The organism is Actinoallomurus spadix (assembly GCF_024055725.1).
In the GTDB taxonomy this organism is placed as follows: Bacteria; Actinomycetota; Actinomycetes; order Streptosporangiales; family Streptosporangiaceae; genus Actinoallomurus; species Actinoallomurus spadix.
On sequence record NZ_JAMXMX010000009.1, the window covers coordinates 184,663 to 210,657 of the forward strand.

Sequence of the window (25,995 nt, forward strand, 5' to 3'; positions counted from 1 at the left end):
CGCCTACCCCGCCCCCATCCGCGGTAAACGGAAGCCCACGCAGGGCGAGTCTCCGGCGCGCGGCGGGTCGAAGTGCACACGGATGCCCAACGGCGCGACAATGTTCGCCGCAGCGAACACTTCCCCCGTACGGAGTTCATCCTGTGGGCCTCGCCGACCTCGACAGCGTCGACCTTGTGACAGGTCCCCCCGGCGGCGACCAGGGACTGTGGCTCGTGGCCGGCGACTGGGCGCCCGACCGCGAGGCCCTGGAGTACGTCCAGCTCATGATCAAGGTGGCCGGCGCCCTCGCCCACGCCGAGCGGCTCGGAAACGAAGGCAACCGCTCCACGGTGTTGGTCCACAGCACCGGCGAACCGCCTGTGAGCGTGCTGCAGTTCCTGTGGGAACGTGACGTAGCGGCGACGATCGGTAGCCCGTCGCGCCCGCGCCCGGCCAAGGGACGCCCCGCCCGCCACCCCAACCTGCTCGACGGAACGCCTGACCTGGGCGCCCTGCAGAGCGCGAACGCCGCGGCCTTCGCCGCCACGAACGGGCTGGACGGCTCTGTCGAGTCCCTCGAGCTCGTCGACGACGCCCTCGAGGAACGGCGCCGCCTGCACGGCCTGCGCGCCGACGACGAGGACGAGAAGTTCAGCGACGGCGACCTGATCGTGCTCGCCGGGGCGTACGCGGGCGAGGTCCTGCGGCGGCACACCCGCGACGCCACCTGGTGGTTCGGCCCGCCGGGCCGCTCCGGCCCACTGCACCTGCGCGCGGGTCTGGGCCACGGCACCCGCGTCGACGTCCTCGGCCGCGTCCGCGCCTACCTCCGCCGAGGCTCCCGCGAGTCCGTCCAGACCATGGTCTCCACCCTGCTCACCCGCCTGAACGCCTAGACCCCCGGAGCGAGGCGCGTCCACCGAGGCGAGACGGATTCGCCAGAACGAGGCAGCGCAAAGCAGGTTCGCCGCGGCGAGGCGGATCCGCCGCCGTAGCCGACTCGCCATCAGCGCGGCCGACTCGCCATCAGCGCGGCCGGCTTGCCGTCACCAGTGCCGTACCGCCTTGCCATCGACATGGTCGCTTCCCCGCCGCCCCTGCCAGTTCGCCGTCACCCGTGCCAGGTCGCCGTCGGCGTGGCGACGGAGTGCCCGGTTCGCCGCCTTCGGCCCGGCAACACCGACGGCGAGGTGGGATTTCGCGCCGGGCTCGGAGGTGGGTGGCTGGGGGTCGCCGTCACGGCCGAGGATCCTGGTTGCCGGCGGCACCACGATCCTCGGCGTTGTCCGCCCGACGGCCCTACAGGCCCAGCAGGGACTCGATGCCGATCGTCAGGCCCGGAAGCTCGGCGACGCGGCGGACGGCGAGCAGTACGCCGGGGCTGAACGACTCGCGGCTCAGGGAGTCGTGCCGGATCGTCAGCGTCTCGCCATGGCCGCCCAGTAGCACCTCCTGGTGCGCGATCAGCCCGGCGAGACGAACGGCGTGGACGTGGACGCCGTCCACGTCGGCGCCGCGCGCGCCGTCCAGGCCGGTCGTGGTCGCGTCGGGCGAGGGACCGACCCCGGCCTTCTCCCGCGCGGCCGTGACCAGCTCGGCGGTACGGCGGGCGGTGCCGCTGGGGGCGTCCGCCTTGTTCGGGTGGTGCAGCTCGACGATCTCCACCGAGTCGAAGAACGGAGCGGCCTTCTGCGCGAAGCTCATCATCAGCACCGCGCCGACGGCGAAGTTGGGGGCGATCAGGACGTTCGCGCCCGGTCGCTCCGCCAGCCACCCGCGCACCGTCGCCAGGCGCTCCTCGTCGAACCCGGTCGTGCCCACGACGGCGTGCACGCCGTGCTCGATCAGCCAGCGCAGGTTGTCCATCACCGCGGCGGGATGAGTGAAGTCGATGGCGACCTCGGCGGCCTCCAGCGGCGCCCGGTCGTCGCCGGCGTCCACCGCCGCGACCAGCTCTAGATCTTCCGCCGCCTCGACCGCACGGCACAGTTCCGCCCCGACGCGCCCACGCGCACCCAGCACCCCGACTTTGATCACGACGTCCTCCCGTCCGATTGCTCAGCCGAGCCTATCGCCGAGCCCCGAACCTCCGCTCTCCACGACTCAAGCGGCATTGCCGCCCATCCAGTCGACGATGATTCGATCGGTGATGGCTCTATGGAGACCGTCGGGAACGAGAAGCCAGCGATATCGACGGTCAGGTTGCAGGTGGGACAGGGCAGAATGTCCTTCGAGCCATGACAGGCGATATACCGTCAGGTCTCCTGCACCGTGACAGTGGCCTCCGGCAGCGGACACGCCAGCACCGTCCTTCTCAAACGACTCAGAGCCCACGATCGAAAAACAGCACGATACTCACTGATTCTTCGTTGCCACCGAAAAGTTCTTCGAGAGCGTCGAAAAGGGCCGGAAGCACGGAACGAGGGATCCAATCGCCCCGTTCAGATTCTCGTCGCGGCACCGGATGGTCAGGTACCGGGGGACAACACGGACTGGCCGGACGGGTCGGACGGCGCGGTGCGGACGATTGCGCGTGACGCCCTGGCGCGTGCGCGTGTACGGGGAAGCCGCCGTACGGCATTACCGCAGCTCGTCCGGCGAATCGCGGTGTCACAGCAGCCATCCCGTAGGGGTTGACCGCGCGTTCAGGTCTTGACTCAAAAGTAGATGTGGTCCAACCTGACGACGTCCCCGTCCCCGTCCCCGCACGGCACTCCACCCTCAGAGCCGAGTCATTTCCGGACTCGAAAACGCGATATCGCGTCCGGGCTGACGCATTTCCCTCTGGAATGCCCTTGATTATTACCAATCGCTCTCTTGAAACGGCCACCACGGCGACAAGGCGGCCTCGTCCGCGTGAGTCCGGCACATATCCATAGGAAGGGAGATGGCCATGCGACTGGCCGGCAAGAGGGTACTCATCACCGGAACGGCGGGCGGCCAGGGAGAGGCCGCACAGGCGATGTTCGCCAGGGAAGGCGCGCGCGTCGTCGGCTGCGACGTGCAGGAGGGCGGGGCGGAGCGGACCGCGGCCGCCGCGCGCCAGGAAGGCTACGACGTCACCGGCCATACGGTCGACCTGAGCGACGCCGACGCGGCCCGGGAGTGGGTCGAGGAGGCCGTGGACGGCCTGGGTGGAATCGATGTCCTCTACAACAACGCGTCCGGCTGGGGATTCGCGCCCTTCTCCGAGATGACCATTGAGCTGTGGCGGCATGTGATGCGCGTGGAACTCGACATCGTCTTCCACACCACGCAGCCGGCCTGGAGGCACCTGGTGGCGGCAGGCGGCGGGTCGATCATCAACACGGCGTCGATGTCGGCCATCCGCGGGATCGGCCCGCTCGGGCAGGCGGCGCACGCCGCGGCCAAGGGCGGCGTCATCGGGTTGACGAAGACCTTGGCCGCCGAGGGGGCGTCGGACGGCATCCGGGCCAACACCATCTCCCCGGGCTTCGTGCAGTCGCCCGCCACCGACGCGGCGGTGACCGACGAGTTCCGCGAGTTCATGATCGGCATGCACCTGATCCGGCGGGCGGGGGTGGGTGACGACATCGCGGCCCTCGCCGTGTTCCTGGCCTCCGACGAGTCGTCCTGGGTGACCGGGCAGAACTTCTCGGTCGACGGCGGGGCGACCGCGGGATGGCGATGACCGGGGGCGGAACCGCCGAAAGTGTGGCGGCGGCTCGTCATGGACTGCCCGTCCGCCGATGAACGGCGGCCTCGCCGTACGACGCGCGGCAGCGACGTGCGGGAAGATCCCCTACCCCCTCTAGTGCGCATGTCCCCCAAGGAGGAGCAATGACCGCCGACAGCGCGACGCGCCGACTCGTTGAGCAGTACTACGACTTGATCGACTCGGGAGACCTCCACCAGGCCTGTGGGCTGATGGCCGAGAACGTCAAGTTCACCTTCGCGAACGCCGACCCGATCTTCGGCCAGGAGTCCGCCGAAGCGGCGATTCAGGTCGTGCTCGACCGCTGCACCGCCATCCGGCATCGCGTCGTCACCTGGTTCGAGGAGCCGGGTCCTGACGGGTCCGTCAACGCCAATTTCGAGATTCGGATCCGTTACGACCTGAAGAACGGCAAGGTCCTCGACAATCCCGGCGCCGTCTTCGCGACCGTGAATGACGACGGCGTATTCACCGAGCAGCGACTGTACGGCGACCTCAACGAGGTATTCGCCGACTGAAGCCGCTCCCCTGGGAATCATCGGACGTGCGCCCTGTTCAGCGGGGGCACCGGCTCCGGCCCCGGGTCGCTGCGGGCGCCGCCGAGCGGCTACGCCGCCCTCTAGATGACGCCGAGGGCGAGCATGGCGTCGGCGACCTGGGTGAACCCGGCGATGTTGGCGCCGGCGACATAGTTGCCGGGGCTGCCGTACTCCTCGGCGGTCTCCAGGCAGCGGTCGTGGATGCCGCGCATGATGTCGGCGAGGCGCTGCTCGGTGTGCTCGAAGGTCCAGGAGTCCCGTGAGGCGTTCTGCTGCATCTCCAGGGCACTGGTCGCGACGCCGCCGGCGTTGGCGGCCTTGCCCGGAGCGAAGGTCACGCCCGCGTCGGTGAAGAACTGGACGGCCTCCGGTGTGCAGGGCATGTTCGCGCCCTCCGCGACGATGGCGCAGCCGTTCCGGATCAGGGTGGTCGCGTCGGAGCCGTTGAGCTCGTTCTGCGTGGCGCAGGGCAGGGCGACGTCACACGGAACGTTCCACACCGAACGGCCCGCGACGTACGTGGCGGCGTCGCCCCGGGCCTCGACGTACTCGGAGATGCGCGCGCGGCGGACCTCCTTGACGTCCTTGAGGAGGTCGAGGTCGATGCCCTTCTCGTCGACGATGTAGCCGCCGGAGTCGGAGCAGGCGACCACGGTGCCGCCGAGCTGCTGGACCTTCTCGATCGCGTAGACGGCCACGTTCCCGGAGCCGGACACCACCACCCTCTTACCGTCGAAGGAGTCGTGGCGGGTCCGGAGGATCTCCTCGACGAAGAAGACCGTGCCGTAGCCGGTGGCCTCGGTGCGCACCTGGGAACCGCCCCAGGTCAGGCCCTTGCCGGTCAGAACACCGGACTCGTAGCGGTTGGTGATCCGCTTGTACTGGCCGAACAGGTAACCGATCTCGCGGCCGCCGACGCCGATGTCGCCCGCCGGCACGTCCGTGTACTCACCGAGGTGCCGGTAGAGCTCGGTCATGAAGGCCTGGCAGAATCGCATGATCTCGCCGTCGGAGCGGCCCTTCGGGTCGAAGTCCGAGCCTCCCTTGCCACCGCCGATCGGCATTCCCGTCAAGGCGTTCTTGAAGATCTGCTCATAGCCGAGGAACTTGATGATGCCGAGGTAGACGCTGGGGTGGAAGCGCAGACCACCCTTGTACGGGCCGAGCGCCGAGTTGAACTCCACGCGGAAGCCCCGGTTGATCTGCACCGCACCGTTGTCGTCGACCCACGGGACGCGGAAGATGATCTGCCGCTCGGGTTCGCACAGCCGGCGGATCACCGCGGAGTCGGCATACTCGGGATGCTTGGCGACCACCGGGCCGAGGCTCATCAGGACCTCGTGGACCGCCTGATGGAACTCGATCTCACCGGGGTTGCGGTGCAGCACCTCGTCGTAGATACCGAGCAGCTTCTCGTCCAGACCTGCCACGCGCCGTCCTTTCGTCACTCCTGGACGAGCGCGGCCGTCGACCGTAAGAGTCGTAGGGCGGCGGCCACCCCGTCCACCAACTCCTCATTACCGTCTCATGAATCACGTGAGCGGTCACGAGCACGCGTTCCACCGCAAGACGCCGAAGGGGGTTCCGCGGCCGTGGCAGGCCGCAGAACCCCCTTGGGAGACGCGTGTCAGAGGGTGAAGTCGCGGCCCTCGAACGGGCCGATGACGGTCATCGTCATCGGGCGGCCCAAAATCTCGCGGCCGACCGTGCGGACGTCGTCCAGCGTGACGGCCTCAATGCGGCCCAGGATGTCGTCGACCGAGAGCAGGCTGTCGTAGACCAGCTCGCTCTTGCCGATGCGGCTCATCCGCGACCCGGTGTCCTCCAGGCCCAGCACGAACGATCCGCGCAGCTGGCCCTTGCCGCGTTCGAGCTCCTCCTCGGTGATGCCGTGCTCGGCCACCTTGGCGACCTCGTCGCGGCAGATCTCGAGGACCTCGTCGACCTTGGCCGGCAGGCATCCGGCGTACACCCCGAAGATGCCGGTGTCGGCGTACTGGGAGTTGTAGCTGTACACCGAGTAGGCGAGCCCGCGCTTCTCCCGGATCTCCTGGAAGAGGCGGGAGGACATCCCGCCGCCCAGCGCGGCGTTGAGCACGCCGAGGGCGAAGCGGCGCTCGTCGGTGCGGGTGATGCCGACCGTGCCGAGGATGAGGTTGGCCTGCTCGGTCGGGCGAACGATGGAGCGCACGCCCGCCGCCGGGGAGGCGCCCGGCCCGCCGATGCGCGGTGCGGTGGGCAGCTGCGCGGCATCACCGAGGACGCCCTCGAACGCCGCCTGCACCAGGCGCACGACCTCGTCGTGGTCGACGTTGCCGGCGGCCGAGACGACGAGGTTCTGGGGGACGTAGCGCTCCCGGTAGTACCGCGCGATGCGGTCCCGGCCGACTCCGCTGATCGACTCGACCGTGCCGAGGATCGGCCGGCCCAGCGGGGTGTCGCCGAACAGTGCGGCGGAGAACTCGTCGTGCACGGCGTCGGTGGGGTCGTCGTCGTGCATGGCGATCTCTTCGAGGATCACCCCGCGCTCGGCGTCGACGTCCTGCGGCTCGATGAGGGAGTTCGTCACCATGTCGGAGACGACGTCGATGGCGAGCGGCATGTCGGAGTCGAGCACCCGCGCGTAGTAGCAGGTGTACTCCTTGGCGGTGAAGGCGTTCATCTCGCCGCCCGCCGCGTCCATCAGCGAGGAGATCTCCAGCGCGGTGCGCTTGCGGGTGCCCTTGAAGAGCAGGTGCTCGAGGTAGTGGCTCGCGCCGGCGTCCTCGATCGACTCGTCACGCGACCCGACCCCGGCCCAGATGCCGAAGGCCACCGAACGCACGGTGGGCACGGTCTCGGTGACGATGCGCAGGCCGCCCGGCAGGACGGTCCGCCGGACCACCCCGGCGCCGTCGGCGCCGGGGTGAACGACGAACGTGGAGCCGGGCTCCTGTTCCCTGGCGAGGACCGTCATGAGTTACGGTCGCTGTCGCCACGGTTGCTGCTGCCGCCACTCCGGGTGCGGCGCCGGCGGGGGCGCTCTCCTCCGTCGCGGCTCTCGCGGCGCTCCGGGCGCTCGGCCGGGGCGGTCTCGCCGCCGTCCGCCGACGGGGCCGCGGCCTCGTCGCCGGTGCCGCCGGCCTCGGCGGCCGCGGCCTCCCGCTCGACCACCTCGACCGGCACCAGCGACAGCTTGCCGCGGGCGTCGATCTCGGTGACCTCGACCTGGATCTTCTCGCCGACCTTGATGACGTCGTCGATGTTCTCGATCCGCGCGCCGCCGTGCAGCTTGCGGATCTGGGAGACGTGCAGCAGGCCGTCCTTGCCGGGCAGCAGCGACACGAAGGCGCCGAACGTGGTGGTCTTCACCACGGTGCCGAGGTAGCGCTCGCCGACCTCCGGCATGTGCGGGTTGGCGATCGAGTTGATCGCCTGCCGCGCGGCCTCGGCGGACGGGCCATCGGTGGCGCCGACGTAGATCGTGCCGTCGTCCTCGATGGTGATCTCGGCGCCGGTGTCGTCCTGGATCGAGTTGATCATCTTGCCCTTGGGGCCGATGACCTCGCCGATCTTGTCGACCGGAACCTTGATCGTGATGATCCGCGGCGCGTTCGGGCTCATCTCGCCGGGGGCCTCGATGGCCTCCTGCATGACGTCGAGGATCGCCAGCCGGGCGCCCTTGGCCTGCTTGAGCGCGGCGGCCAGGACGTTCGCCGGGATGCCGTCGAGCTTGGTGTCGAGCTGCAGGGCGGTGATCACGTCACGGGTGCCGGCGACCTTGAAGTCCATGTCGCCGAAGGCGTCCTCGGCACCGAGGATGTCGGTCAGCGTGACGTACTCGTCGCCCTCGTTGATCAGGCCCATCGCGATGCCGGCGACCATCTGCTTGAGCGGGACGCCGGCCGACAGCAGCGACATCGTGCTGGCGCAGACGGAGCCCATGGAGGTGGAGCCGTTCGAGCCGACCGCCTCGGAGACCTGCCGGATGGCGTACGGGAACTCCTCGCGGGTCGGCAGCACCGGGATCAGGGCGCGCTCGGCGAGGGCGCCGTGCCCGATCTCGCGCCGCTTCGGCGAGCCGACGCGGCCGGTCTCCCCGGTGGAGTACGGCGGGAAGTTGTAGTTGTGCATGTAGCGCTTGGTGCGCTCGGGGTTGAGCGTGTCGATCATCTGCTCCATGCGGAGCATGTTCAGCGTCGTGACGCCCAGGATCTGGGTCTCACCACGCTCGAACAGCGCCGAGCCGTGCACGCGCGGCACGACGCCGACCTCGGCGGTCAGCTGGCGGATGTCCTTCACGCCGCGGCCGTCGATGCGGACCTTCTCCGTGATGACCCGCTCACGCACGAGCTTCTTGGTCAGCGCGCGGAACGCGGCGCCGATCTCCTTCTCGCGCTCGACGAAGTCCGGGCCGACCTTCTCGGCGGCCAGGGCCTTGACGCGGTCGAGCTCGGCCTCGCGCTCCTGCTTGCCGGCGATCGTCAGCGCCTGGGCCAGCTCGGTGCGGACCGCGGCCTCCACGGCGGCGTACACGTCGTCCTGGTAGTCCAGGAAGATCGGGTACTCGGCCGTCTCCTTGGCCGCCTCCTCGGCGAGCCGGCTCTGCGCCTGGCACAGCACCTTGATGAACGGCTTGGCGGCCTCCAGGCCCTCCGCGACCGTCTCCTCGGTCGGCGCGACGGCACCGTCGGCGATGAGCTTGAGCGTGCCGGGCGTCGACTCGGCCTCGACCATCATGATCGCGACGTCGCCGTCCTCGAGCACGCGGCCCGCGACGACCATGTCGAACGTGGCGTTCTCCAGCTCCGGGTGGGTCGGGAACGCCACCCACTGGCCCTCGATCAGCGCGACGCGCACGCCGCCGATCGGGCCGGAGAACGGCAGGCCCGCGAGCTGCGTCGACATCGACGCGGCGTTGATCGCGACCACGTCGTACAGGTGGTCCGGGTGCAGGGCCAGGATCGTCTCGACGACCTGGATCTCGTTGCGCAGGCCCTTCTTGAACGAGGGGCGCAGCGGCCGGTCGATCAGCCGGCAGGTGAGGACGGCGTCCTCGCTCGGCCGGCCCTCGCGGCGGAAGAACGAGCCGGGGATGCGCCCGGCGGCGTACATGCGCTCCTCGACGTCGACGGTGAGCGGGAAGAAGTCGAGGTTCTCCTTCGGCTTCTTCGACGCGGTGGTGGCGGACAGCACCATCGTCTCGTCGTCGAGGTACGCGACGGCCGAACCGGACGCCTGGCGGGCGAGCCGGCCGGTCTCGAATCGAATCTTGCGTTCGCCGAACTTGCCGTTGTCGATGACGGCTTCGGCGCTCTTCACACCTTCCACGTGTGAACCTCCTCGGGTTAGGTCAACCCGCAATGCCTGGCCGGAGGTGCAGCGCTCTGGTAAGAGGTGCCGGTCTTCGATCGAAGCCGTCGGATCCGTGTCGATCCGAGGGCCACTACCGAGGACCGGCCCCCGACGCACCGTACGGGGCGGCCGCGGGTCTGTTGAGTTATACGAAGAGAGGGAGCGGCATGCGCCGCTCCCTCCCGGACGTTATCGGCGGAGGCCGAGACGCTCGATCAGCTGCCGGTATCGGTTGATGTCCTTCTTCTGCAGGTATCCCAGAAGACGGCGGCGGCGGCCGACCATCAGAAGCAGGCCACGACGGCTGTGGTGGTCGTGCTTGTGGGTCTTGAGGTGCTCGGTGAGCTCGTTGATCCGCTTGGTGAGCAGCGCGACCTGCACCTCGGGCGACCCGGTGTCACCCTCGGCGGTGGCGTACTCGGCCATGATCTGCTTCTTGGTGGCGGTGTCCAGCGACACGGCTCTCCTTTTCGTTCGGGTACGCGATCATCTGAGGTGCACCCGGGAACCATGCGTACCCACAGTCTCCCGGGTGGAGGGGCCGGACTCGGGTGGAGCCATCGTGCCCTGCGCGGGGCAGCCGACTACTACCGGTCACTTCCCCAGCGGCAAATCACGGTACCACGTCGTGCCGGGCAGCCCGTCAATCACGCTAACGCGGCCGTCCGCCGGGTTGTTCCCGCGTACGCCCGTCCGGTCAGGAACCGGTGATCTCTCGGGCGCGGTCGACGTCGTCGCGCATCTGCTCGACGAGCGACTCGATCGAGTCGAACTTCAGCGTGTCGCGCAGCCGGGCCGTGAAGTCGACGCTCACGTGCTCGCCGTACAGGTCGAGGTCGTCGCGGTCCAGGGCGTACGCCTCGACCGTGCGCTCCTCCCCCTCGAACGTCGGATTCGTGCCGATGGAGATCGCCGCCGGCCAGCAGGCGTCCGGGAACCCGGCCGAGTCGTCACCCCGGGCCTGCCCGTACCCGGCGCAGTTGAGGTATCCGGCGTACACCCCGTCGCTCGGGATCGCCGTGTGCGGTGGCAGCTCCAGGTTGGCGGTCGGGAAGCCGAGCTCACGGCCACGCCGCGCGCCGCGTACGACCACGCCCTCCACCCGGTGCGGGCGGCCGAGGAGCTGCGCCGCGCCATCGACGTCCCCGGCCGAGAGCCGCTCGCGGATCCGCGTCGAGGAGATCGGCTCGCCGTTGGCGACGAGCGGGACGCCCTCCGCCTCGAAGTCGTACTTGTCGCCCAGCTCCCGCAGCAGGGCCACGTCGCCGCGCGCCTTGTGGCCGAACCGGAAGTCCTCCCCCACGACGACGCGGGCCGCGTGCAGCCGGTCGACGAGGACCGACTGGACGAACTCGTCCGGCCCCATCCGGGACAGCTCGAGCGTGAACGGCAGGATCATCACGGCGCCCGCCCCGAGGCCGGCCAGCAGCTCCGCGCGCCGCTTCGGCGAGCACAGCAGCGGCGGGTGCGTGCCGGGGCGCACGACCTCGTCCGGGTGCGGGTCGAAAGTGATCACCACGGCCGGGAGTTCCAGCTCGCGGGCGAACTCCGCGGCCCGGGCGACGATGCGCTGGTGCCCCCGGTGCACCCCGTCGAACACCCCGATGGTGACGACGGACCTGCCCCAGTCGGCGGGAACCTCGTCGAGGCCATGCCAGCGTCGCACCTGTCCACCCCTTTTCACGGTCCTCTAAAGCCTGCCACACCGGTGACACCGGCTCGGTTCCGGCTCATGATCGGGCCATGCCCATCGCCTGGAGACCCGTACTCGCCGTCAGTGTCGTGGCCGGAGTCGTGCTGACCGCGCTGAGCGGCCGATACGGATATCACCGCGACGAACTCTACTTCCGCGTCGTCGGCGCCCATCCGGCGTGGGGGTATCCCGATCAGCCGCCCCTGGTGCCGCTGTACGCGGCGGCCGCCGGTGGATCGCTGGTGCTGCTGCGTCTGCCCTCGGCGCTGGCGTTCATGGCGGGTGTCGTGCTGACCGCGCTCATCGCCCGCGAGATGGGCGGTGGCCCGCGCGCCCAGACGGTCGCCGCGCTGGCCTGGGCGGTCACGCCCGCCCTGGCGGTCGGCGGGCACCTCATGCAGCCCACCATCTTCGACGTCGTGGCCTGGACGGCGGTGACGTTCCTGGTGACCCGCTGGGTACGGGTCCGCGACGACCGTCTCCTGCTCGGCGTCGGCCTCGTCACCGCCGTCGCGCTGCAGGTCAAGTTCCTGATCGTGTTCTTCCTCGCCGCGCTGACCGTCGGGGTGCTGCTGGCCGGTCCCCGCGCGATGCTGCGGCGCCCACTGCTCTACGCCGGCGCGGCGGTGGCCGTGCTCGCCGCGCTGCCGGGCCTGTGGTGGCAGGCCCGGCACGGCTGGCCGCAGCTGGGGATGGGGCGGGCGATCGCGGCCAAGGGCACCGACGGCGGCCGGCTGGGCTTCGTGCCCTGGCAGCTGATCGACACGGGGATCTTCACGGCGCCGATCTGGATCGCCGGGCTCGTGCGGCTGTGGCGCGGTCCGTGGCGGCTGTTCGTCTGGGCGTACGCCTTCCTCCTGGTCGTCTTCCTGATCACAGGCGGGAAGCACTACTACATGATGGGCGCGTATCCGGCGCTGTGGGCGGCCGGCGCCCAGGTGGTGGAGCGGTGGCGCCTGCGGTGGGTGATGTTCGGCGTCGTGGCGCTCACGACCGTCGGCCTGCTGCTGCCGGTCTATCCGCTCCGGACCCTGCACGCGACCCCGGAGGCGGCGATCGGCTACGACGCCCGGGAGACCGTCGGCTGGCCGGCGCTCACGGCGGCGGTGGCGAAGGTCTACCGCCCCGGGTACGTGATCCTGGCCGGGGACTACGGCGTCGCCGGGGCGATCGACCGGTACGGCGGGGCGTACGGCCTGCCGAAGGCCTACAGCGGCCACAACGGCCTGTGGTACCTCGGCCCGCCCGCGGACGACGGCGCTCCGGTCATCGTCCTGCCGGCCGAACGGGATCAGCTCACCCGGTACTGGTCGGACGTCCGGGTCGCCGGGCGGGTCGACGACGGCGTACGGATCGACAACGAGGAGCAGGGGCAGCCGATCTGGATCTGCCGGGGTCCGCGCCTGCCGTGGGCCCGCCTGTGGCCGGAGTTGAAACGGCTCTCCTGAGAACGCGCCGCCGCTCCTACAGCGGGCGGTCCGCGGCGTACGGGCGCAGGCGGACCCGGATCTCGCCGCAGACGCACCGGCTGTAGGTCACCACTCCTTCGGAGGTGAAGTGCCGGGACAGCACCTCGTGGACATCGGAGTCGGGCCAGCCGCAGGTGGAGCAGTCACTCACCGGGATTCCGCCTATGCGTCGCGTCGTGTAAGCCTTTAGATTGAGATGACACTTACAGGCTCTCACATACGGGAAGATGCGGCAATGCGGATTACCGGCTACAAGAGCCATGGCGTGGGGGCCGCCGCCGCGCTCGTCAACGCGGTCACGAGCCGTGACGGGGACGACGGCGACGACGCGCTGCGGGCGGTCCTCGCCGAGCACGGATTTTTCGTGCAGCGCTTCACCCCGGCGACCGCGGCGGAGCTGCGGCCCTGGGCCCGGACGCTGCGTCCGTTCTTCGAGGCCGAGAGCCTCGACACGGCCGTGACGCTGCTCAACCGCCTGCTGGCCGACGTGCCGATGCATCCGCACCTGGCCGACCACGACGAGCTGGGGCTGCACGTCCACTACGCACCGCCCGAGGTCGAGCTGGCGCACCGGGTCCGCGCGACGACGCTGATGAACCTCGCCGAGCTGCTGTGCGATCACGGCCTCGACCGGATCGGCGTGTGCGCCGCCGCCGGCTGCGACCGGGTCTACGCCGACGACTCACGGGGCGGACGGCGGCGCTTCTGCTCCGACGCCTGCGCCAACCGTACGAATGTCGCCGCCCACCGCGCCCGCCGCCGCGCCGCGCCGTGAGGGCCCAGGGAGCGTAAGGGCTCAGAACACGGCGGGGGCTCGGGACCCCTGAGGGCTCAGGAGACGAAGACGGCGAGGGGCTTGGCGACCGGCCCGTGCTCCTCGACGAGGGCCAGCAGCGTGCCGTCGGGGGCGAAGACCCCGATCGGGCCCTGACCGAGCCCCATGGCGGCCAGCACGCCACCGTGCGCGACCTTGCGCGCGTCGTTCTCCGAGACGTTCATCCGGGGGAACGCGGCGGCCACGGCCTCCTCCATCGGCAGCACGGTGAGCTCCTCGCCGAGCTGCTCCACCGTGTGCGCCATCGACAGGTCGTACGGGCCGACGCGGGTGCGGCGCAGCGCGGTCAGGTGCCCGCCGACGCCCAGGGCCGTTCCGAGGTCGCGGGCGAGCGCCCGGATGTAGGTGCCGCTGGAGCAGGTGATCGTCGCGGCGACGTCGAGCAGGTCGCCCTCGCGGCGGAACTCGCCGAGCCCGAACTCGTACACGGTGACGGGCCGCGCCTTGAGCTCGACCTCCTCGCCGGCCCGGGCCCGCTTGTACGCCCGCTCGCCGTTCACCTTGATCGCGCTGACCTGCGGGGGGATCTGCTCGATCGGCCCGGTCAGGTCGACGACGGCGTTGCGCACGGCGTCCTCGGTCACCTCCGCCGCGGAGACGGCGGCGGTGGGCTCGCCCTCGGCGTCGTCGGTGTTGGTGGACTGCCCGAGGCGGATGACCGCCTCGTAGGTCTTCTCGGTCAGCGCCAGGTGCCCGAGCAGCCGGGTGGCCTTCTCCACCCCGATGACCAGGACACCGGTCGCCATCGGGTCGAGCGTGCCCGCGTGCCCCACGCGGCGGGTGCCCGCCAGCCGGCGCAGCCTGCCCACGACGTCGTGGGAGGTCCAGCCGGCCGGCTTGTCGACGATGACAAGTCCATTCATCAGCGCGTGGATACCTCGATCTCGGTCAGGAGCCCGCGCAGCCGCGCGACGGCCGGCTCCACATCGCCGTGCAGGGTGAATCCGGCGGCCGTCGGGTGGCCGCCACCGCCGAGAGCCACGCAGGCCCGTCCGACGTCGACGCGGCCCTTGGACCGCGTGGAGACCTGCCAGGCGCCCTCGTCGTCCTCCTTGAACACGACGGCGACCTCCGCCTCGTCGGTGCGGCGGACGACGTCGATGACGCCTTCGAGCAGGTCGTACGGGAGATCGTGGGCGGCGCGGTCGGCACGGGTCACGGTCGTCCAGACCAGGCCGAGGCCGTTCGCGACGTCCCGCTCCAGCCGGGCCCGGCCCAGCGCGGCGGCCAGGACCGGCAGGTAACCGAAGGGGGCGCGGTCCCACACCTCGCGGGCTACCTGCTCGGGCCGCACGCCCATAGCCAGCAGCCGCTGCGCGAGGGCGTGGACCTCCGGCGTCGTGGAGCGGTACTTGAACGAGCCGGTGTCGGTGACCAGCCCGACGTACAGGTCGAGCGCGATGTCGTGCGTGAGCGGCACGCCCAGCAGGTCGATGAAACGCTCGACCAGCACGGCGGTGGCCGCCGCGCCGGGGTCGACCAGGTGCGTCGTGCCGAACCGCGTGTTGGACGCGTGGTGGTCCACGACGATCAGCTCTCCGGCCTTGCCCGCGTTGGCGGCGAGCGTGCCGAGCCGTTCGCCGCCGGCCGCGTCGAACGTGACCATCACGTCCGGCTCGGCGGGGAAGTCGGCCGGGTCGGTGAGCAGGTCCAGGCCGGGCAGGAACCGCAGGATCCGCGGCACGACGAACGCGTCGCCGAACGAGGCCGTGAACGGCTTGCCCAGCGCGCGCAGCGCCTGCGCGAACGCCAGCATCGACCCCAGGGCGTCACCGTCCGGGCAGACGTGGCAGGCCAGGCACACCTCGTCGGTCCGCTGGATCGCGTCGACCGCCCTCGCCCACTCGTCGGCGGCGATGGCTGGGACCTTACCCGGCGCGGAGTTCACGACCGGGAGTATCCCGCGTCGTCGCCGCCGTCGCCGTCGGTTTCGTCAACCTCGCCGGAGATCACCGGCTCGCGGTACGGATTGGCGTCGCCCGCGGGCCGGGCGTTCTCGGCGGCCTTGGCGACCCGCTCGTCGGCGGCGCGCGCCTTGGCGAGCAGGTCGTCGATCTGCCGGGCGTTCTCCGGCAGGGCGTCGGGAACGAAGGTCAGGCTGGGCGTGTGCCGCACTCCGGTGCGCTTGCCCACCTCCGAACGGATGACGCCCTTGGCGCTCTCCAGCGCCGCGGCGCTGTCGGCGCGCTCGGCGTCGCTGCCGTACACGGTGTAGTAGACCGTCGCGTCCCGCAGGTCGTTGGTCAGCCGGGTGTCCGTCACGGTGACGAAGCCGAGCCGCGGATCCTTGATCCGCCGCTCCAGCATCTCCGCGACGATCTGCTGAATGCGATCGGCGAGCTTTCGAGCCCGCGCGGGGTCGGTCACAGTTCCTCCATTGTCGTTCGGCCGCGGAGGCGGCCGGGACGTGCGCTCACCGAGGCCTCAAAAACCCCGGTCAGGACTCCTCCTCGTTGAAGAGCCGCTGCCTGGCGCCCAGGAGCTCGACCTCCGGCCGCCCGGCGACGAGACGCTCGCAGGCCTCGAGGACCTCGACGCAGTTGCCCGCCGTGGCGGACACCACCGCGATCCCGATCTCCGCCCGCCGGTGCAGGTCGAGATGGCCGGTCTCGGCCGCCGCGACCGCCGGGAACCGGCGCCGTACATCGGCGACGATCGGGCGGACGACGGAGCGCTTCTGCTTCAGCGAGCGTACGTCGCCGAGCAGGAGGTCCAGGGTCAGCGATCCCACATACACAAACGGTCACCCCGCCCGATCCGTTCCGGTCATCCGCAATGAGCAACTCTAAGGGAACGGGCCGACAGCGAGGTGGCGTGCGACGAAGCCGCACGCCACCTACGCCTGGTCGGCCGCCTCAGGGCCTTCGGATCGAGATCAGACGCGCGGCTTCTCCCGCATCTCGAAGGTCTCGATGACATCGCCGATCTTGAGGTCGGCGTAGCCGATCCCGATACCGCACTCGAAGCCCTCGCGGACCTCGGTCGCGTCGTCCTTGAACCGGCGGAGCGAGGACACCGTGAGGTTGTCGGAGACCACCACGCCGTCGCGGATCAGGCGCGCCTTGCTGTTGCGCTTGATCGTGCCGGACTGGACCATCGAGCCCGCGACGTTGCCGATGCGCGGCACCTTGAAGATCTCGCGGATCTCCGCCGTGCCGAGCTGGGCCTCCTCGAACTCGGGCTTGAGCATGCCCTTGAGGGCCGCCTCGACCTCTTCGATCGCCTGGTAGATGACCGAGTAGTAGCGGATGTCGACGCCCTCGCGGTCCGCCAGCTCCTGCGCGTTGCGCTCGGGACGGACGTTGAAGCCGATGATGACCGTGCCCTGGGACGTGAGCGCGAGGTTCACGTCGTCCTGGGTGATCGCACCGACACCGCGGCGGATGACGCGCAGACCGACCTCTTCGCCGACGTCGATCTTGAGGAGCGCGTCCTCCAGGGCCTCCACCGAACCGGACACGTCACCCTTGATGACGAGGAGCAGCTCCTGCACCTCGCCCTTCTCGAGGTCCTTGAACAGCTCCTCGAGCGTGCGACGGCCGCGGCTGCGGAGCAGCTCGGCGTTGCGCTTGCGGGCCTGACGGCGGTCGGCGATCTGCCGGGCCATCCGGTCGTCGTCGACGACGATGAAGTTGTCGCCGGCGCCCGGCGTGGCCGACAGGCCCAGCACCAGGACCGGACGGGACGGCAACGCCTCCTCGACGTTGTTGCCGTTCTCGTCGAGCATCGCCCGGACGCGGCCGAAGGCCTCGCCACAGACGATCGAGTCGCCGACCCGGAGCGTGCCGCGCTGAACCAGCACGGTCGCCACGGAACCACGGCCCTTGTCGAGGTGCGCCTCGATCGCGACGCCCTGCGCGTCCTGGGCCGGGTTAGCCCGCAGGTCGAGCTCGGCGTCGGCGGTCAGCACGATCGCCTCGAGCAGGTCCTCGATGCCCATCCGCTGCTTCGCCGAGATGTCGACGAACTGCGTCTGGCCACCGAACTCCTCGGCGACGAGGCCGTACTCGGTGAGCTGGGCGCGCACCCGCTGCGGGTCCGCCCCCTCCTTGTCCACCTTGTTGACCGCGACGACGATCGGCACACCGGCCGCGTTGGCGTGGTCGATGGCCTCGGTGGTCTGCGGCTTCACCCCGTCGTCGGCGGCGACCACCAGGACGACCAGGTCGGTCGTCTCGGCACCACGGGCACGCATGGCGGTGAACGCCTCGTGACCCGGGGTGTCGATGAAGGTGATCTTGCGCTCCTGGCCGTCGACCTCGGTCGCGACCTGGTAGGCGCCGATGTGCTGGGTGATGCCGCCGGCCTCGCCGGCCACCACGTTGGCGTTGCGGATCGCGTCGAGCAGCTTCGTCTTACCGTGGTCGACGTGGCCCATGACGGTGACCACCGGCGGACGGGAGACGAGAAGCTCCTCGCCGCCCTCGTCCTCGCCGAACTCGATGTCGAAGGACTCGAGCAGCTCGCGGTCCTCGTCCTCGGGGCTGACGACCTGGACGTCGTAGTCCAGCTCGGCGCCGAGCAGCTGCAGCGTCTCCTCGCTGACCGACTGCGTCGCCGTCACCATCTCACCGAGGTGCAGCATCACCTCGACGAGCGACGCCGGGTTGGCGCCGATCTTCTCGGCGAAGTCGGTCAGCGACGCGCCCTGCGGCAGCCGGACGGTCTTGCCGTTGCCGCGGGGGACGCGGACGCCGCCGATCGCCGGCGCCTGCATGTTGTCGAACTCTTGACGCCGCTGCTTCTTGGACTTGCGGCCCCGCGCGGGACGCCCGCCCGGACGGCCGAACGCACCCTGCGTGCCACCACGGCCACGGCCGCCGCCACCAGGACGGGGACCGCCGAAGCCGCCGCCGCCACCGGGACGACCGGCACCGCCGCCGGCACCGGCCGGACGGCCGAAGCCGCCGCCGCCACCGGGACGACCACCGCCGCCGGGACGGCCACCGCCGCCGCCACCACCCGGACGGCCACCGCCGCCGGGACGACCGCGACCACCCGCGCCACCAGGGCCACCGGTGTCACGCTGCGGACGGGACGGCATGTTCATCGGGCTCGGCCGCGGGCCTCCGGGCCGAGGCGGCATGCTGCCCGGATTCGGACGGGGACCACCGGCACCCGGAGCACCCGGACGGCCACCGGGCGGCGCCGGACGCGGCGGGGCGCCCGCCGGACGGTCGCCACGAGGCGCGCCGGGACGGTCACCACGCGGTGCGCCGCCCGGGCGGTCGCCGCGCGGCCCCGCGGGGCGGTCGCCACGCTGACCGGGCGGACCCGGACGCGGACCCGGCTTGGCCGAACCCATGCCGGTGTTGGTGGAAGAGAAGGGGTTGTTGCCCGGGCGGGGACGACCCCCGCCGGAACGCTGGCCCGGAGCGGCCGGACGCGGCCCACCGGGGCCGCCCGCACCACCGGAACCACCGGCACCGGGACGCGGACCCGGGCCCGGCTTCGGCGCGGAACCGGGACGGCCCGCCGCGGGCCCCGGACGGGGACCGGGCCTGGGCGCCGAGGCACCGCCGCCGCCCTGCTGGGCGGGACCGGGGCGGGGCGCCGCGGGACGCGGCGCGGGCTGACGGGGACCCGGCCTCGGGGCCTGATTCGGAGCCTGCGGCGCGGACGGCGCCTCGGAGCGCGCCGGCTCCGGCTTGAACTCAGGCCGCAGGTCCTGCTTGGGCTGCTGTAGCGGCTGCTGTAGCGGCTGCTGCTGTTGCTGCGGCTGCGGCTGTTGCGGCTGCTCCTGCCGCGGCGCGGCAGGCTTCGGGCCCGGAACGGGCCGCCGCGGACCCGGCTTCGGAACCGGAGCCGATCCTCTTCTGTCGGCGGACGGCTTCGCCGACCCACCGCCGAATGCTTCCTTAAGTCTGCGTACTACCGGCGCCTCGATCGTCGAGGACGCCGAACGGACGAACTCGCCCATTTCATTGAGCTTGGCCATGACGGCCTTGCTCTCGACACCGAACTCCTTGGCGAGCTCGTACACCCGGACCTTTGCCACTGCACTCCCTACTCGGTCCGGGGAAACGTCCTCGGACCGTCGCTACCTTGCGGTAATCATCGCTGCGTGCTCATCGAGCGCTCATAGCAATCTCGACCTGCTTCCGACTAGACGTCGCTTACGAACCGCCCCGCTCTGCCTCGAGCCGCCGCCGAAGCGCACTGGCGTCAAGCGGACCCGACAGGCGAAATGCCCGCGAGAACGCCCGACGACGCTCGGCCAGCTCAAGACATGCCAGGTCAGGGTGCAGGGAGGCACCCCTTCCCGGCAGTCGCCCGTGCGGATCGGGGACGATGAAGCCCTCGATCACGACCAGGCGCAGCAGGTCGGACTTGGCCGTGCAGACCCGGCAGCCCACACATGTGCGCTGTGGGGCCGCTCGGCCACGATTCATGAGTCTACCGCGTCGAGGCGTCGGCGGAACCTGCCGCATGCTCCCCTTCGGTGGAAGACCCCGACTCCGTGTCGGGACGGATGTCGATCCGCCAGCCGGTGAGCCGTGCGGCGAGACGGGCGTTCTGCCCCTCTTTGCCGATGGCCAGGGACAGTTGGTAGTCGGGCACCACGACCCGAGCCATCCGGCCCTCCGCGTCGACGACCTCGACATGGTTAACCCGCGCCGGGGACAGGGCATTCCCGACGAACTCGGCGGGATCGTCCGACCAGTCGACGATATCGATCTTCTCGCCGTGCAACTCGTGCATGACGTTCCGGACCCGGCTGCCCATCGGCCCGATGCACGCTCCCTTGGCGTTCACCCCGGCCTTCCGGGACCGTACGGCGATCTTCGTACGGTGGCCGGCCTCCCGCGCGATGGCCGCGATCTCCACGGTGCCGTCGGCGATCTCCGGAACCTCGAGCGCGAAGAGCTTCTTGACGAGGTTCGGATGGGTCCGGGACAGCTTGACCATCGGGCCACGGTGGCCCTTCTTGACCTGGACGACGTAGGAGCGGATCCGCTCGCCGTGGTCGTAGTTCTCCCCGGGAACCTGCTCCTCGGGCGGGAGCACACCCTCCAGCTTGCCGAGATCGACCAGGACGTTGCGCGGGTCCTTGCCCTGCTGGATCACGCCCGCCACGATGTCGCCCTCACGCCCGGCGTACTCGCCGAACGTCAGCTCGTCCTCGGCGTTGCGCAAGTGCTGCAGGATGACCTGCTTCGCGGTGGTCGCCGCGATCCGGCTGAAATTGGTCGGCGTGTCGTCGTACTCCCGGACGCCGACGCCCTCTTCATCGGTCTCCGTCGCCCAGACGGTGACGTGACCGGTCTTCCGGTCGAGCTCGACGCGCGCCTTGGGCGCCGCACCCTCGGTCCGGTGGTACGCGATCAGCAGTGCTTCCTCGATGGCCTTGACCACGAGGTCGAGAGAGATGTCCTTCTCACTCTCGAGACTCCGCAGGGCGGTCATGTCGATGTCCACGAGGCCTCCCCCCTAGTCCTCGTCGCCGGCGGCGGCGTCGTCGCCCCGGCGGTTGAACTCCACCTGGACCAGTCCGCGGGTGAGCTCGTCGTAGCCCAACCGGCGCTCGCGGCCGTCACTGTCCAGTACGACGGCCGTGTCGTCGGCGCTCATGACCCGGCCGGTGATCTCTCCGCCCTCGGAGAGCACCGCGCGGACGAGACGGCCGGCCGCGCGCCGCCAGTGCCGCGGCTGGGTGAGCGGCCGGTCGACGCCCGGCGAGGTCACCTCGAGGACGTAGGGCGCGGAGCCCATCGCGTCGCTTTCGTCGAGGGTCCTCGAAATCTCCTGGCTGACATCCGCGACGTCGTCGAGGCTCACTCCGCCGTCGGCGTCGACGATGACCCGCACCTGCCGGCGCTTGCCGGCGGGGGTCACGATGACGTCCTCCAGGTCGAACCCGGCACCGGCGACCACAGGATCGAGCAGTCGCATCAACGCGGCCCGTGCATCGTGCCCGGACCCGCGCCGGCCCGCCTGAGCGCTGCCACGGCGGCCGTCCACGCTCATGTGGGCCTCCTTCATGCCTGATGGAATGGTGGCCGCCCGATGCGTCCACTCCGCACCCAAGACTATCCACAGCCGGAGGGGCCAGGTGCCCGCATCGCCAGCAGGCGGGTACACGCTTGTGGAATGCTTGCGCAGCGGAGTGCAAGAGATCACGAACTGGAGGCACGCTTGGACGCGCTGCGGTTCCCGGCTCCCACGCGGCGCGCGGCGATGCTCGGCGGCTCCGCCGCGGTGCTGGCGACGGTCACCGGATGCACCACCGTGGGCCGGGCGGAGGCGCCCCCGCCGGGCCCCGACGTGTCCGTCCTCACCGCAGCGATCGAGAACGAGGCGGCCCTCATCGCCCTGTACGAGGCGGTGCTCGGCGCGCACCGGTCGCTGGCCGAGCGGCTGAGACCGCTCCACGATCACCACACTCAGCACCTGGCGGTCCTGCGGCGTCACTATGTCCCCGGCACGACGACCGGCACCACCACGCCGAGCCCACGGGCGACCGCGACGGCGCCGGACAGCGAGTCCCGCGCGCTCGCGGCCCTGCGAGCGGCCGAGCGCAAGGCCGCGAGCGCCCGCGCCGACGACGTCCGGCGGGCCACCCCGGGCCTCGCCCAGCTGCTCGCCTGCATCGGCGCCTGCGAGGCCGGCCACGCCCAGTCCCTCACCGGAGCCACCTCATGAGCGAACGAACCATGAGCGCAGCCCTCCTGGTCACCTCCCCGACGAAGGAGGGCCCGTGACCGAACGCAGCGAGGGAACCGGCGGCACAGCACCCTTGGTCACCTCCCCGACGAAGGAGGGCCCGTGACCGCGGAGACGGTCGCGGCGCTGCAGGCGGCGCTCGCCGCCGAGCACGTCGCGGTCTTCGGGTACGGCGTTCTCGGCGGTCACGTCTCTCCGGCGCAGCAGCAGAACGTCAAGTCGATCTGGAACGCCCACCGGAGCCGGCGCGATCGCCTGCGTGATTACGTCCAGGCGGCCGGCGGCCGTCCGGTGGCCGCGGCCGCCGCCTACCGGCTGCCGTTCAAGGTCACTTCGGCGAGCACCGCCGCGCGGCTCGCCGCCACGCTGGAGGACGGCGTGATCGCGGGTTACGCGGTGCTGGCGGGGGTGAGCGACCCGAATCTCCGCCGCTACGCCGCCCAGGCGATGCAGGAGGCCACGGTGCGCGCGGTCCGCTGGCGGGGCGCGTCGCCGGCGCAGGCGTTCCCGGGTCTCCCGGCGGGCACCCTGTCTCCCAAACCGGAGGGCTGACCGCCCACCGCGCCGGGGGCCGGGGCCTCGCGAGTCCAACGGCACCGGCCGAGGCGGAGGATCGACCGCCCGCGACGAGCCGGCGGGCTCTCGCCGAAGGCAGGACCGGCCGCCTCGCAAGCCCGGGGGCTCTCGCCGAACCTTTGGACCGGCCGCCCCGCGAGCCTGCGGGCTCTCGCCGAACCGCTGGACCGGGCCGGCGGTCCGGGCCTGCGGGAGGACCGGCCGTCCGTTCGGCGCCGCCCGTCGGGGGCGTGCGGACCGTTCCGCGCGTACGGATAGCCTTCCCCGGACGACCGATATTGGGGGTTACAGGCCGACTCATGGGCGTTTCGGGCAATCGACTGCGAGAGACGTGGCGGACGTTGATGGGCGAGATCCCCGCCGAACCGCTCGAAGAGGAACCCGGTGACTCCGTCTCCCCCCGTGCCCTCGACCTCGTCCTGCGCGTCGGCGAGCTGCTGCTGGCCAGCGGTGAGGCCACCGAGCGCGTCAACGAGTCGATGCTGAGCCTCGCGGTCGCGTACGAACTGCCACGCCCGGACGTCGCGGTGACATTCACCGTCATCACCGTGAACGTCCACCCCGGTAACGGCGCGATGCCGGTGACCGGCGGGCGCGCGATCCGGCGCCGCTTCCCCGCCTACTGGCGGCTGGTCGCCCTGCACGCGCTCGTACAGGAGGCGTCCCTGGGCATGCTCGACGTCGAGGAGGCGCACCGCCGGCTCGCGGAGATCAAGCGGATGCCGCCGCCGTACCCGCCGTGGCTGATGGTCGTGGGCCTGGGGCTGATCGCCGCGTCCGCCAACGTCATGGTGGGCGGTGGGCCGCTCGGCGCGGGCACGGCCTTCGTGGCGACGATCCTCGGCGACCGTACGGCCGCGGCCCTGGCGCGTCGCGGTGTCGCGGAGTTCTTCCAGTTCACGGTGGCCGCCGGGATCGGCGCGGCGGCCGCGTCGCTGGTGATCGCGGTCGGCGCCCCGGCCCACGCCTCGGCGATCGTGACCGGCGCCGTCCTGGCTCTGCTGCCGGGGCGGCCCCTCGTCGCGAGCATCCAGGACGGCATCACGGGCGACCTCATCAGCGCGGGCGCCCGGCTGCTCGAGGTCTTCTTCATCGTTGCGGCGATCGTCTCGGGTCTCGGCGTGGTCGTGTACGCCGCCGTGCGCCTGGGGATCCCGGTGGACGTGGGCGACCTGCCCGCCGCGCCGGCGTCTCTGCTGCCGGTCACGGTGATCGCCGCGGCGGCGGTGTCGCTGACGTTCGCGCTGTCCCTCGCCGTACCGCGCGCCGCGCTCGCCGCCGCCGCGCTGGGTGGCGCGCTGATCTGGGTGGTGTACGTCCTGGCGCGCGGGGCCGGCGTGACGCCGGTGCTCGCCTCGGCGATCGGCGCGGTGATCGTGGGACTCCTCGGGAACCTCCTGGCCCGCCGCCGTCACGAGCCGGCGCTCCCGTACATCGTGCCCGCGATCGCGCCGCTGCTGCCGGGCACGGCGTTGTACCGCGGGATGATCGAACTGAACCTCGGGCTCCCCCAGGACGGCGTGCTGAGCCTGATCGGCGGGATCTCCGTGGCGCTGGCCCTCGGGGCGGGCGTCAACCTCGGCGGTGAGTTCGTGCGCGCGTTCCAGCGGGTGGGTCTCGGGGTCTCCGGTCGCGGCGCCCGCCCGGCTGCCCGCCGCACCCGCGGCTACTGACCGTCGACCACCTAGCAAGCGTTTGGTTATCATCGTTTCGTGAGCGACGAACTCGACGACCTGCGGGCGGCCGTCCGCGCGTTCCTGGGCGAAGAGTGCCCGCCTCCTGCCGTCCGAAGACTCATGGCCGACCCGGCCGCGCACGACGCGGCGCTGTGGCGGCGGCTCTCGGGGGAGCTCGGGCTCACGGGCCTGGCCGTCCCGGAGGAGCACGGCGGAGCGGGTCGCGGGCTCACCGAACTCGCCGTCGTCTGCGAGGAGCTGGGCCGGGCGCTGACCCCCGTCCCCTATCTCGCCGCCGCGGTGCTCACCGCGTACGCCGTGCGGGACGGGTGTCTGCTCGCCGGGATCGCCGACGGTTCCGTGATCGGGACCGTCGTCCTGGACGGGGACCTGACGGCGGAGGACGACCGGCTGACCGGCACCGCCCCGTACGTCCTCGACGGGCACCTCGCCGAGGTCATCGTCTGCGCGGTCGCCGGCCGGGTGTACGCGGTGCGTGGCGCGGACGTCGCGCGGACGCCGCACGTGACCCTCGACCAGACGCGGCGGCTGGCGCGCCTGCGGTTCGACGGCACTCCGGCCGAGCGGATCGACGGCGACCTGAGCCGGGTACGCGACGTCGCCCTGAGCGCGCTCGCCGCCGAGCAGGCCGGTGGCGCCCGGCGCTGCCTGGAGACGGCCGTCGCGCACGCGCGGACGCGGGTCCAGTTCGGCCGGCCGATCGGCTCGTTCCAGGCGATCAAGCACAAGCTGGCGGACATGCTCCTGCGCGTCGAGTCCGCGCGGTCCGCGGCGTACGAGGCGGCGCGGGTCGCCGATCAGGAGCCGGACCGCCTCCCGGTGTACGCCGCGCTCGCCGGGTCGTACTGCGCCGAGGCGTACCTGCACGCGGCGGGCGAGACGATCCAGATCCTGGGCGGCATCGGCGTCACCTGGGAGCACGACGCCCACCTGCACCTCAAGCGGGCGACCGCGTCCGCCCGGCTCTTCGGCACGCCCGAGGCGCACCGCGCCCGGCTCGCCGCCGCGCTGGCGCTGTGACTACCTGCCGACCCTCCGGTAGACGATCACCAGCACGAGGCAGAGGACGACCAGGGCGACGATGACGATCACGCCTTTGATCAGGTAGTCCATCGCGAGCTCGTGGAGGACCCGGTCTCCGTCTCCGTCCGCGACGGCCCGGGTGCCTCCGGACGACAGGACCGGCAGGCCCCGGCTCACCGGCCCGTCCCCTTCCCGTCCCGCGCCGGACGGTCTTCGAGGTATCCCAGGAGGGTGCGGGCCGCCGCGCGGCGGGCGCCGCCGCGCGCGCTCCGCCGGCCTGGAGGAACCCCGGCCGGACGGCCGTCCCGATCCTCCCGCGCGAGCGCCCGGAGGAGCGGCTCGACGTACCGACGCGCCTCCTGCCACCTGCCGCGGCGTTCGATGGTCACCGCGACGGTGAATCCGGCGATGACCAGCAGCACGACTCCTCCCACGACGAGCGCGAATCTGATCATCAGCAGATGCATGACGGTCCCCATGACGCGTCCTCTCCGGCCGAGCTTATTT

At 71.3% G+C, this 25,995-nt stretch carries 27 protein-coding genes; 9 read left to right on the forward strand and 18 right to left on the reverse strand.

All coding sequences use genetic code 11. The annotated features are described in order from the left end of the window. The first annotated feature begins 143 nt into the window (after positions 1 to 143). Positions 144 to 878, forward strand: coding sequence for a hypothetical protein (locus NE235_RS15985; RefSeq protein ID WP_252803508.1), 735 nt, complete (start codon positions 144 to 146; stop codon positions 876 to 878). Positions 879 to 1,028: 150 nt separating this feature from the next. Here the strand turns inward: NE235_RS15985 and NE235_RS15990 are convergent, their stop codons facing one another. Then, on the reverse strand, positions 1,029 to 1,250 hold the full coding sequence (locus tag NE235_RS15990; RefSeq protein WP_252803511.1) for a hypothetical protein: 222 nt from the start codon (positions 1,248 to 1,250) through the stop codon (positions 1,029 to 1,031). Between the two features lie 31 nt (positions 1,251 to 1,281). Next, positions 1,282 to 2,019 (reverse strand): 4-hydroxy-tetrahydrodipicolinate reductase, encoded by a 738-nt coding sequence (gene dapB / locus NE235_RS15995; RefSeq protein WP_252803512.1) that lies wholly within the window; start codon positions 2,017 to 2,019, stop codon positions 1,282 to 1,284. An 850-nt stretch (positions 2,020 to 2,869) separates the two neighbouring features. Between dapB and NE235_RS16000 the strand changes: the two genes are divergently transcribed. Continuing rightward, positions 2,870 to 3,634, forward strand: coding sequence for an SDR family NAD(P)-dependent oxidoreductase (locus tag NE235_RS16000; RefSeq protein WP_252803514.1), 765 nt, complete (start codon positions 2,870 to 2,872; stop codon positions 3,632 to 3,634). A 149-nt stretch (positions 3,635 to 3,783) separates the two neighbouring features. Further along, positions 3,784 to 4,176 carry a nuclear transport factor 2 family protein gene (locus NE235_RS16005; protein ID WP_252803518.1) on the forward strand — a complete coding sequence of 131 codons (393 nt, stop codon included), beginning with the start codon at positions 3,784 to 3,786 and terminating at the stop codon, positions 4,174 to 4,176. Positions 4,177 to 4,277: 101 nt separating this feature from the next. Here the strand turns inward: NE235_RS16005 and gdhA are convergent, their stop codons facing one another. From gdhA to NE235_RS16030, 5 genes are all read right to left on the reverse strand, one after another. After that, positions 4,278 to 5,627 (reverse strand): NADP-specific glutamate dehydrogenase, encoded by a 1,350-nt coding sequence (gdhA, locus tag NE235_RS16010; RefSeq protein ID WP_252803520.1) that lies wholly within the window; start codon positions 5,625 to 5,627, stop codon positions 4,278 to 4,280. Positions 5,628 to 5,824: 197 nt separating this feature from the next. Further along, on the reverse strand, positions 5,825 to 7,153 hold the full coding sequence (locus NE235_RS16015; RefSeq protein ID WP_252803522.1) for a M16 family metallopeptidase: 1,329 nt from the start codon (positions 7,151 to 7,153) through the stop codon (positions 5,825 to 5,827). Beyond that, a complete protein-coding gene (locus tag NE235_RS16020; RefSeq protein WP_252803524.1) occupies positions 7,150 to 9,507 on the reverse strand; it encodes a polyribonucleotide nucleotidyltransferase in 2,358 nt (785 codons plus the stop codon). The genes NE235_RS16015 and NE235_RS16020 overlap by 4 nt, the downstream gene beginning before the upstream one ends. 213 nt (positions 9,508 to 9,720) lie before the next feature. Next, the gene (gene rpsO / locus NE235_RS16025) at positions 9,721 to 9,990 is read right to left on the reverse strand and encodes a 30S ribosomal protein S15 (protein WP_252803526.1); all 270 of its coding nucleotides are present in this window, start codon (positions 9,988 to 9,990) and stop codon (positions 9,721 to 9,723) included. Positions 9,991 to 10,228: 238 nt separating this feature from the next. Continuing rightward, positions 10,229 to 11,197 (reverse strand): bifunctional riboflavin kinase/FAD synthetase, encoded by a 969-nt coding sequence (locus NE235_RS16030; RefSeq protein WP_252803529.1) that lies wholly within the window; start codon positions 11,195 to 11,197, stop codon positions 10,229 to 10,231. Positions 11,198 to 11,274: 77 nt separating this feature from the next. Here NE235_RS16030 and NE235_RS16035 point away from each other — a divergent pair, with 77 nt between their 5' ends. Beyond that, on the forward strand, positions 11,275 to 12,672 hold the full coding sequence (locus tag NE235_RS16035; RefSeq protein WP_252803531.1) for an ArnT family glycosyltransferase: 1,398 nt from the start codon (positions 11,275 to 11,277) through the stop codon (positions 12,670 to 12,672). Between the two features lie 16 nt (positions 12,673 to 12,688). Here NE235_RS16035 and NE235_RS16040 read toward each other — a convergent pair whose 3' ends face one another. Then, positions 12,689 to 12,844 carry a hypothetical protein gene (locus NE235_RS16040; RefSeq protein ID WP_252803533.1) on the reverse strand — a complete coding sequence of 52 codons (156 nt, stop codon included), beginning with the start codon at positions 12,842 to 12,844 and terminating at the stop codon, positions 12,689 to 12,691. Positions 12,845 to 12,928: 84 nt separating this feature from the next. On the opposite strand from NE235_RS16040, the gene NE235_RS16045 reads away from it, so the two are divergent. Continuing rightward, a complete protein-coding gene (locus NE235_RS16045; protein ID WP_252803535.1) occupies positions 12,929 to 13,468 on the forward strand; it encodes a CGNR zinc finger domain-containing protein in 540 nt (179 codons plus the stop codon). A gap of 56 nt (positions 13,469 to 13,524) precedes the next feature. On the opposite strand, the gene truB is transcribed toward NE235_RS16045, so the two are convergent. The 8 genes from truB to rimP all read right to left on the reverse strand — a co-directional run bounded on the left by truB (position 13,525) and on the right by rimP (position 21,421). Beyond that, positions 13,525 to 14,391 (reverse strand): tRNA pseudouridine(55) synthase TruB, encoded by an 867-nt coding sequence (gene truB / locus NE235_RS16050; RefSeq protein ID WP_252803536.1) that lies wholly within the window; start codon positions 14,389 to 14,391, stop codon positions 13,525 to 13,527. Beyond that, on the reverse strand, positions 14,391 to 15,416 hold the full coding sequence (locus tag NE235_RS16055) for a DHH family phosphoesterase (protein WP_252803539.1): 1,026 nt from the start codon (positions 15,414 to 15,416) through the stop codon (positions 14,391 to 14,393). Before NE235_RS16055 ends, truB begins: the two co-directional genes overlap by 1 nt. Beyond that, a complete protein-coding gene (gene rbfA / locus NE235_RS16060) occupies positions 15,413 to 15,895 on the reverse strand; it encodes a 30S ribosome-binding factor RbfA (protein WP_252803541.1) in 483 nt (160 codons plus the stop codon). Before rbfA ends, NE235_RS16055 begins: the two co-directional genes overlap by 4 nt. A 70-nt stretch (positions 15,896 to 15,965) precedes the next feature. Beyond that, the gene (locus tag NE235_RS16065) at positions 15,966 to 16,265 is read right to left on the reverse strand and encodes a DUF503 domain-containing protein (protein WP_252803543.1); all 300 of its coding nucleotides are present in this window, start codon (positions 16,263 to 16,265) and stop codon (positions 15,966 to 15,968) included. Between the two features lie 138 nt (positions 16,266 to 16,403). Then, a complete protein-coding gene (gene infB, locus NE235_RS16070; RefSeq protein WP_252803545.1) occupies positions 16,404 to 19,526 on the reverse strand; it encodes a translation initiation factor IF-2 in 3,123 nt (1,040 codons plus the stop codon). A gap of 118 nt (positions 19,527 to 19,644) precedes the next feature. Beyond that, positions 19,645 to 19,959: a YlxR family protein gene (locus tag NE235_RS16075; protein WP_308206087.1), complete on the reverse strand. Its 315-nt coding sequence runs from the start codon at positions 19,957 to 19,959 to the stop codon at positions 19,645 to 19,647. Continuing rightward, complete coding sequence (nusA, locus tag NE235_RS16080; protein ID WP_252803550.1) at positions 19,925 to 20,947, reverse strand: transcription termination factor NusA; 1,023 nt, start codon at positions 20,945 to 20,947, stop codon at positions 19,925 to 19,927. The genes NE235_RS16075 and nusA overlap by 35 nt, the downstream gene beginning before the upstream one ends. A gap of 12 nt (positions 20,948 to 20,959) precedes the next feature. After that, positions 20,960 to 21,421 carry a ribosome maturation factor RimP gene (gene rimP / locus NE235_RS16085; RefSeq protein WP_252803746.1) on the reverse strand — a complete coding sequence of 154 codons (462 nt, stop codon included), beginning with the start codon at positions 21,419 to 21,421 and terminating at the stop codon, positions 20,960 to 20,962. Positions 21,422 to 21,664: 243 nt separating this feature from the next. On the opposite strand from rimP, the gene NE235_RS16090 reads away from it, so the two are divergent. The 4 genes from NE235_RS16090 to NE235_RS38195 all read left to right on the forward strand — a co-directional run bounded on the left by NE235_RS16090 (position 21,665) and on the right by NE235_RS38195 (position 25,485). Continuing rightward, complete coding sequence (locus NE235_RS16090; protein ID WP_252803552.1) at positions 21,665 to 22,171, forward strand: hypothetical protein; 507 nt, start codon at positions 21,665 to 21,667, stop codon at positions 22,169 to 22,171. Positions 22,172 to 22,294: 123 nt separating this feature from the next. Beyond that, complete coding sequence (locus tag NE235_RS16095) at positions 22,295 to 22,744, forward strand: ferritin-like domain-containing protein (RefSeq protein WP_252803554.1); 450 nt, start codon at positions 22,295 to 22,297, stop codon at positions 22,742 to 22,744. A gap of 368 nt (positions 22,745 to 23,112) precedes the next feature. Then, positions 23,113 to 24,441 (forward strand): threonine/serine exporter family protein, encoded by a 1,329-nt coding sequence (locus NE235_RS16100; RefSeq protein ID WP_252803556.1) that lies wholly within the window; start codon positions 23,113 to 23,115, stop codon positions 24,439 to 24,441. Between the two features lie 39 nt (positions 24,442 to 24,480). After that, a complete protein-coding gene (locus NE235_RS38195) occupies positions 24,481 to 25,485 on the forward strand; it encodes an acyl-CoA dehydrogenase family protein (protein WP_252803558.1) in 1,005 nt (334 codons plus the stop codon). Here NE235_RS38195 and NE235_RS16110 read toward each other — a convergent pair whose 3' ends face one another. Next, positions 25,486 to 25,665 carry a hypothetical protein gene (locus NE235_RS16110; RefSeq protein ID WP_252803560.1) on the reverse strand — a complete coding sequence of 60 codons (180 nt, stop codon included), beginning with the start codon at positions 25,663 to 25,665 and terminating at the stop codon, positions 25,486 to 25,488. Next, on the reverse strand, positions 25,662 to 25,967 hold the full coding sequence (locus NE235_RS16115; RefSeq protein ID WP_252803562.1) for a hypothetical protein: 306 nt from the start codon (positions 25,965 to 25,967) through the stop codon (positions 25,662 to 25,664). The genes NE235_RS16110 and NE235_RS16115 overlap by 4 nt, the downstream gene beginning before the upstream one ends. Positions 25,968 to 25,995 lie beyond the last annotated feature (28 nt).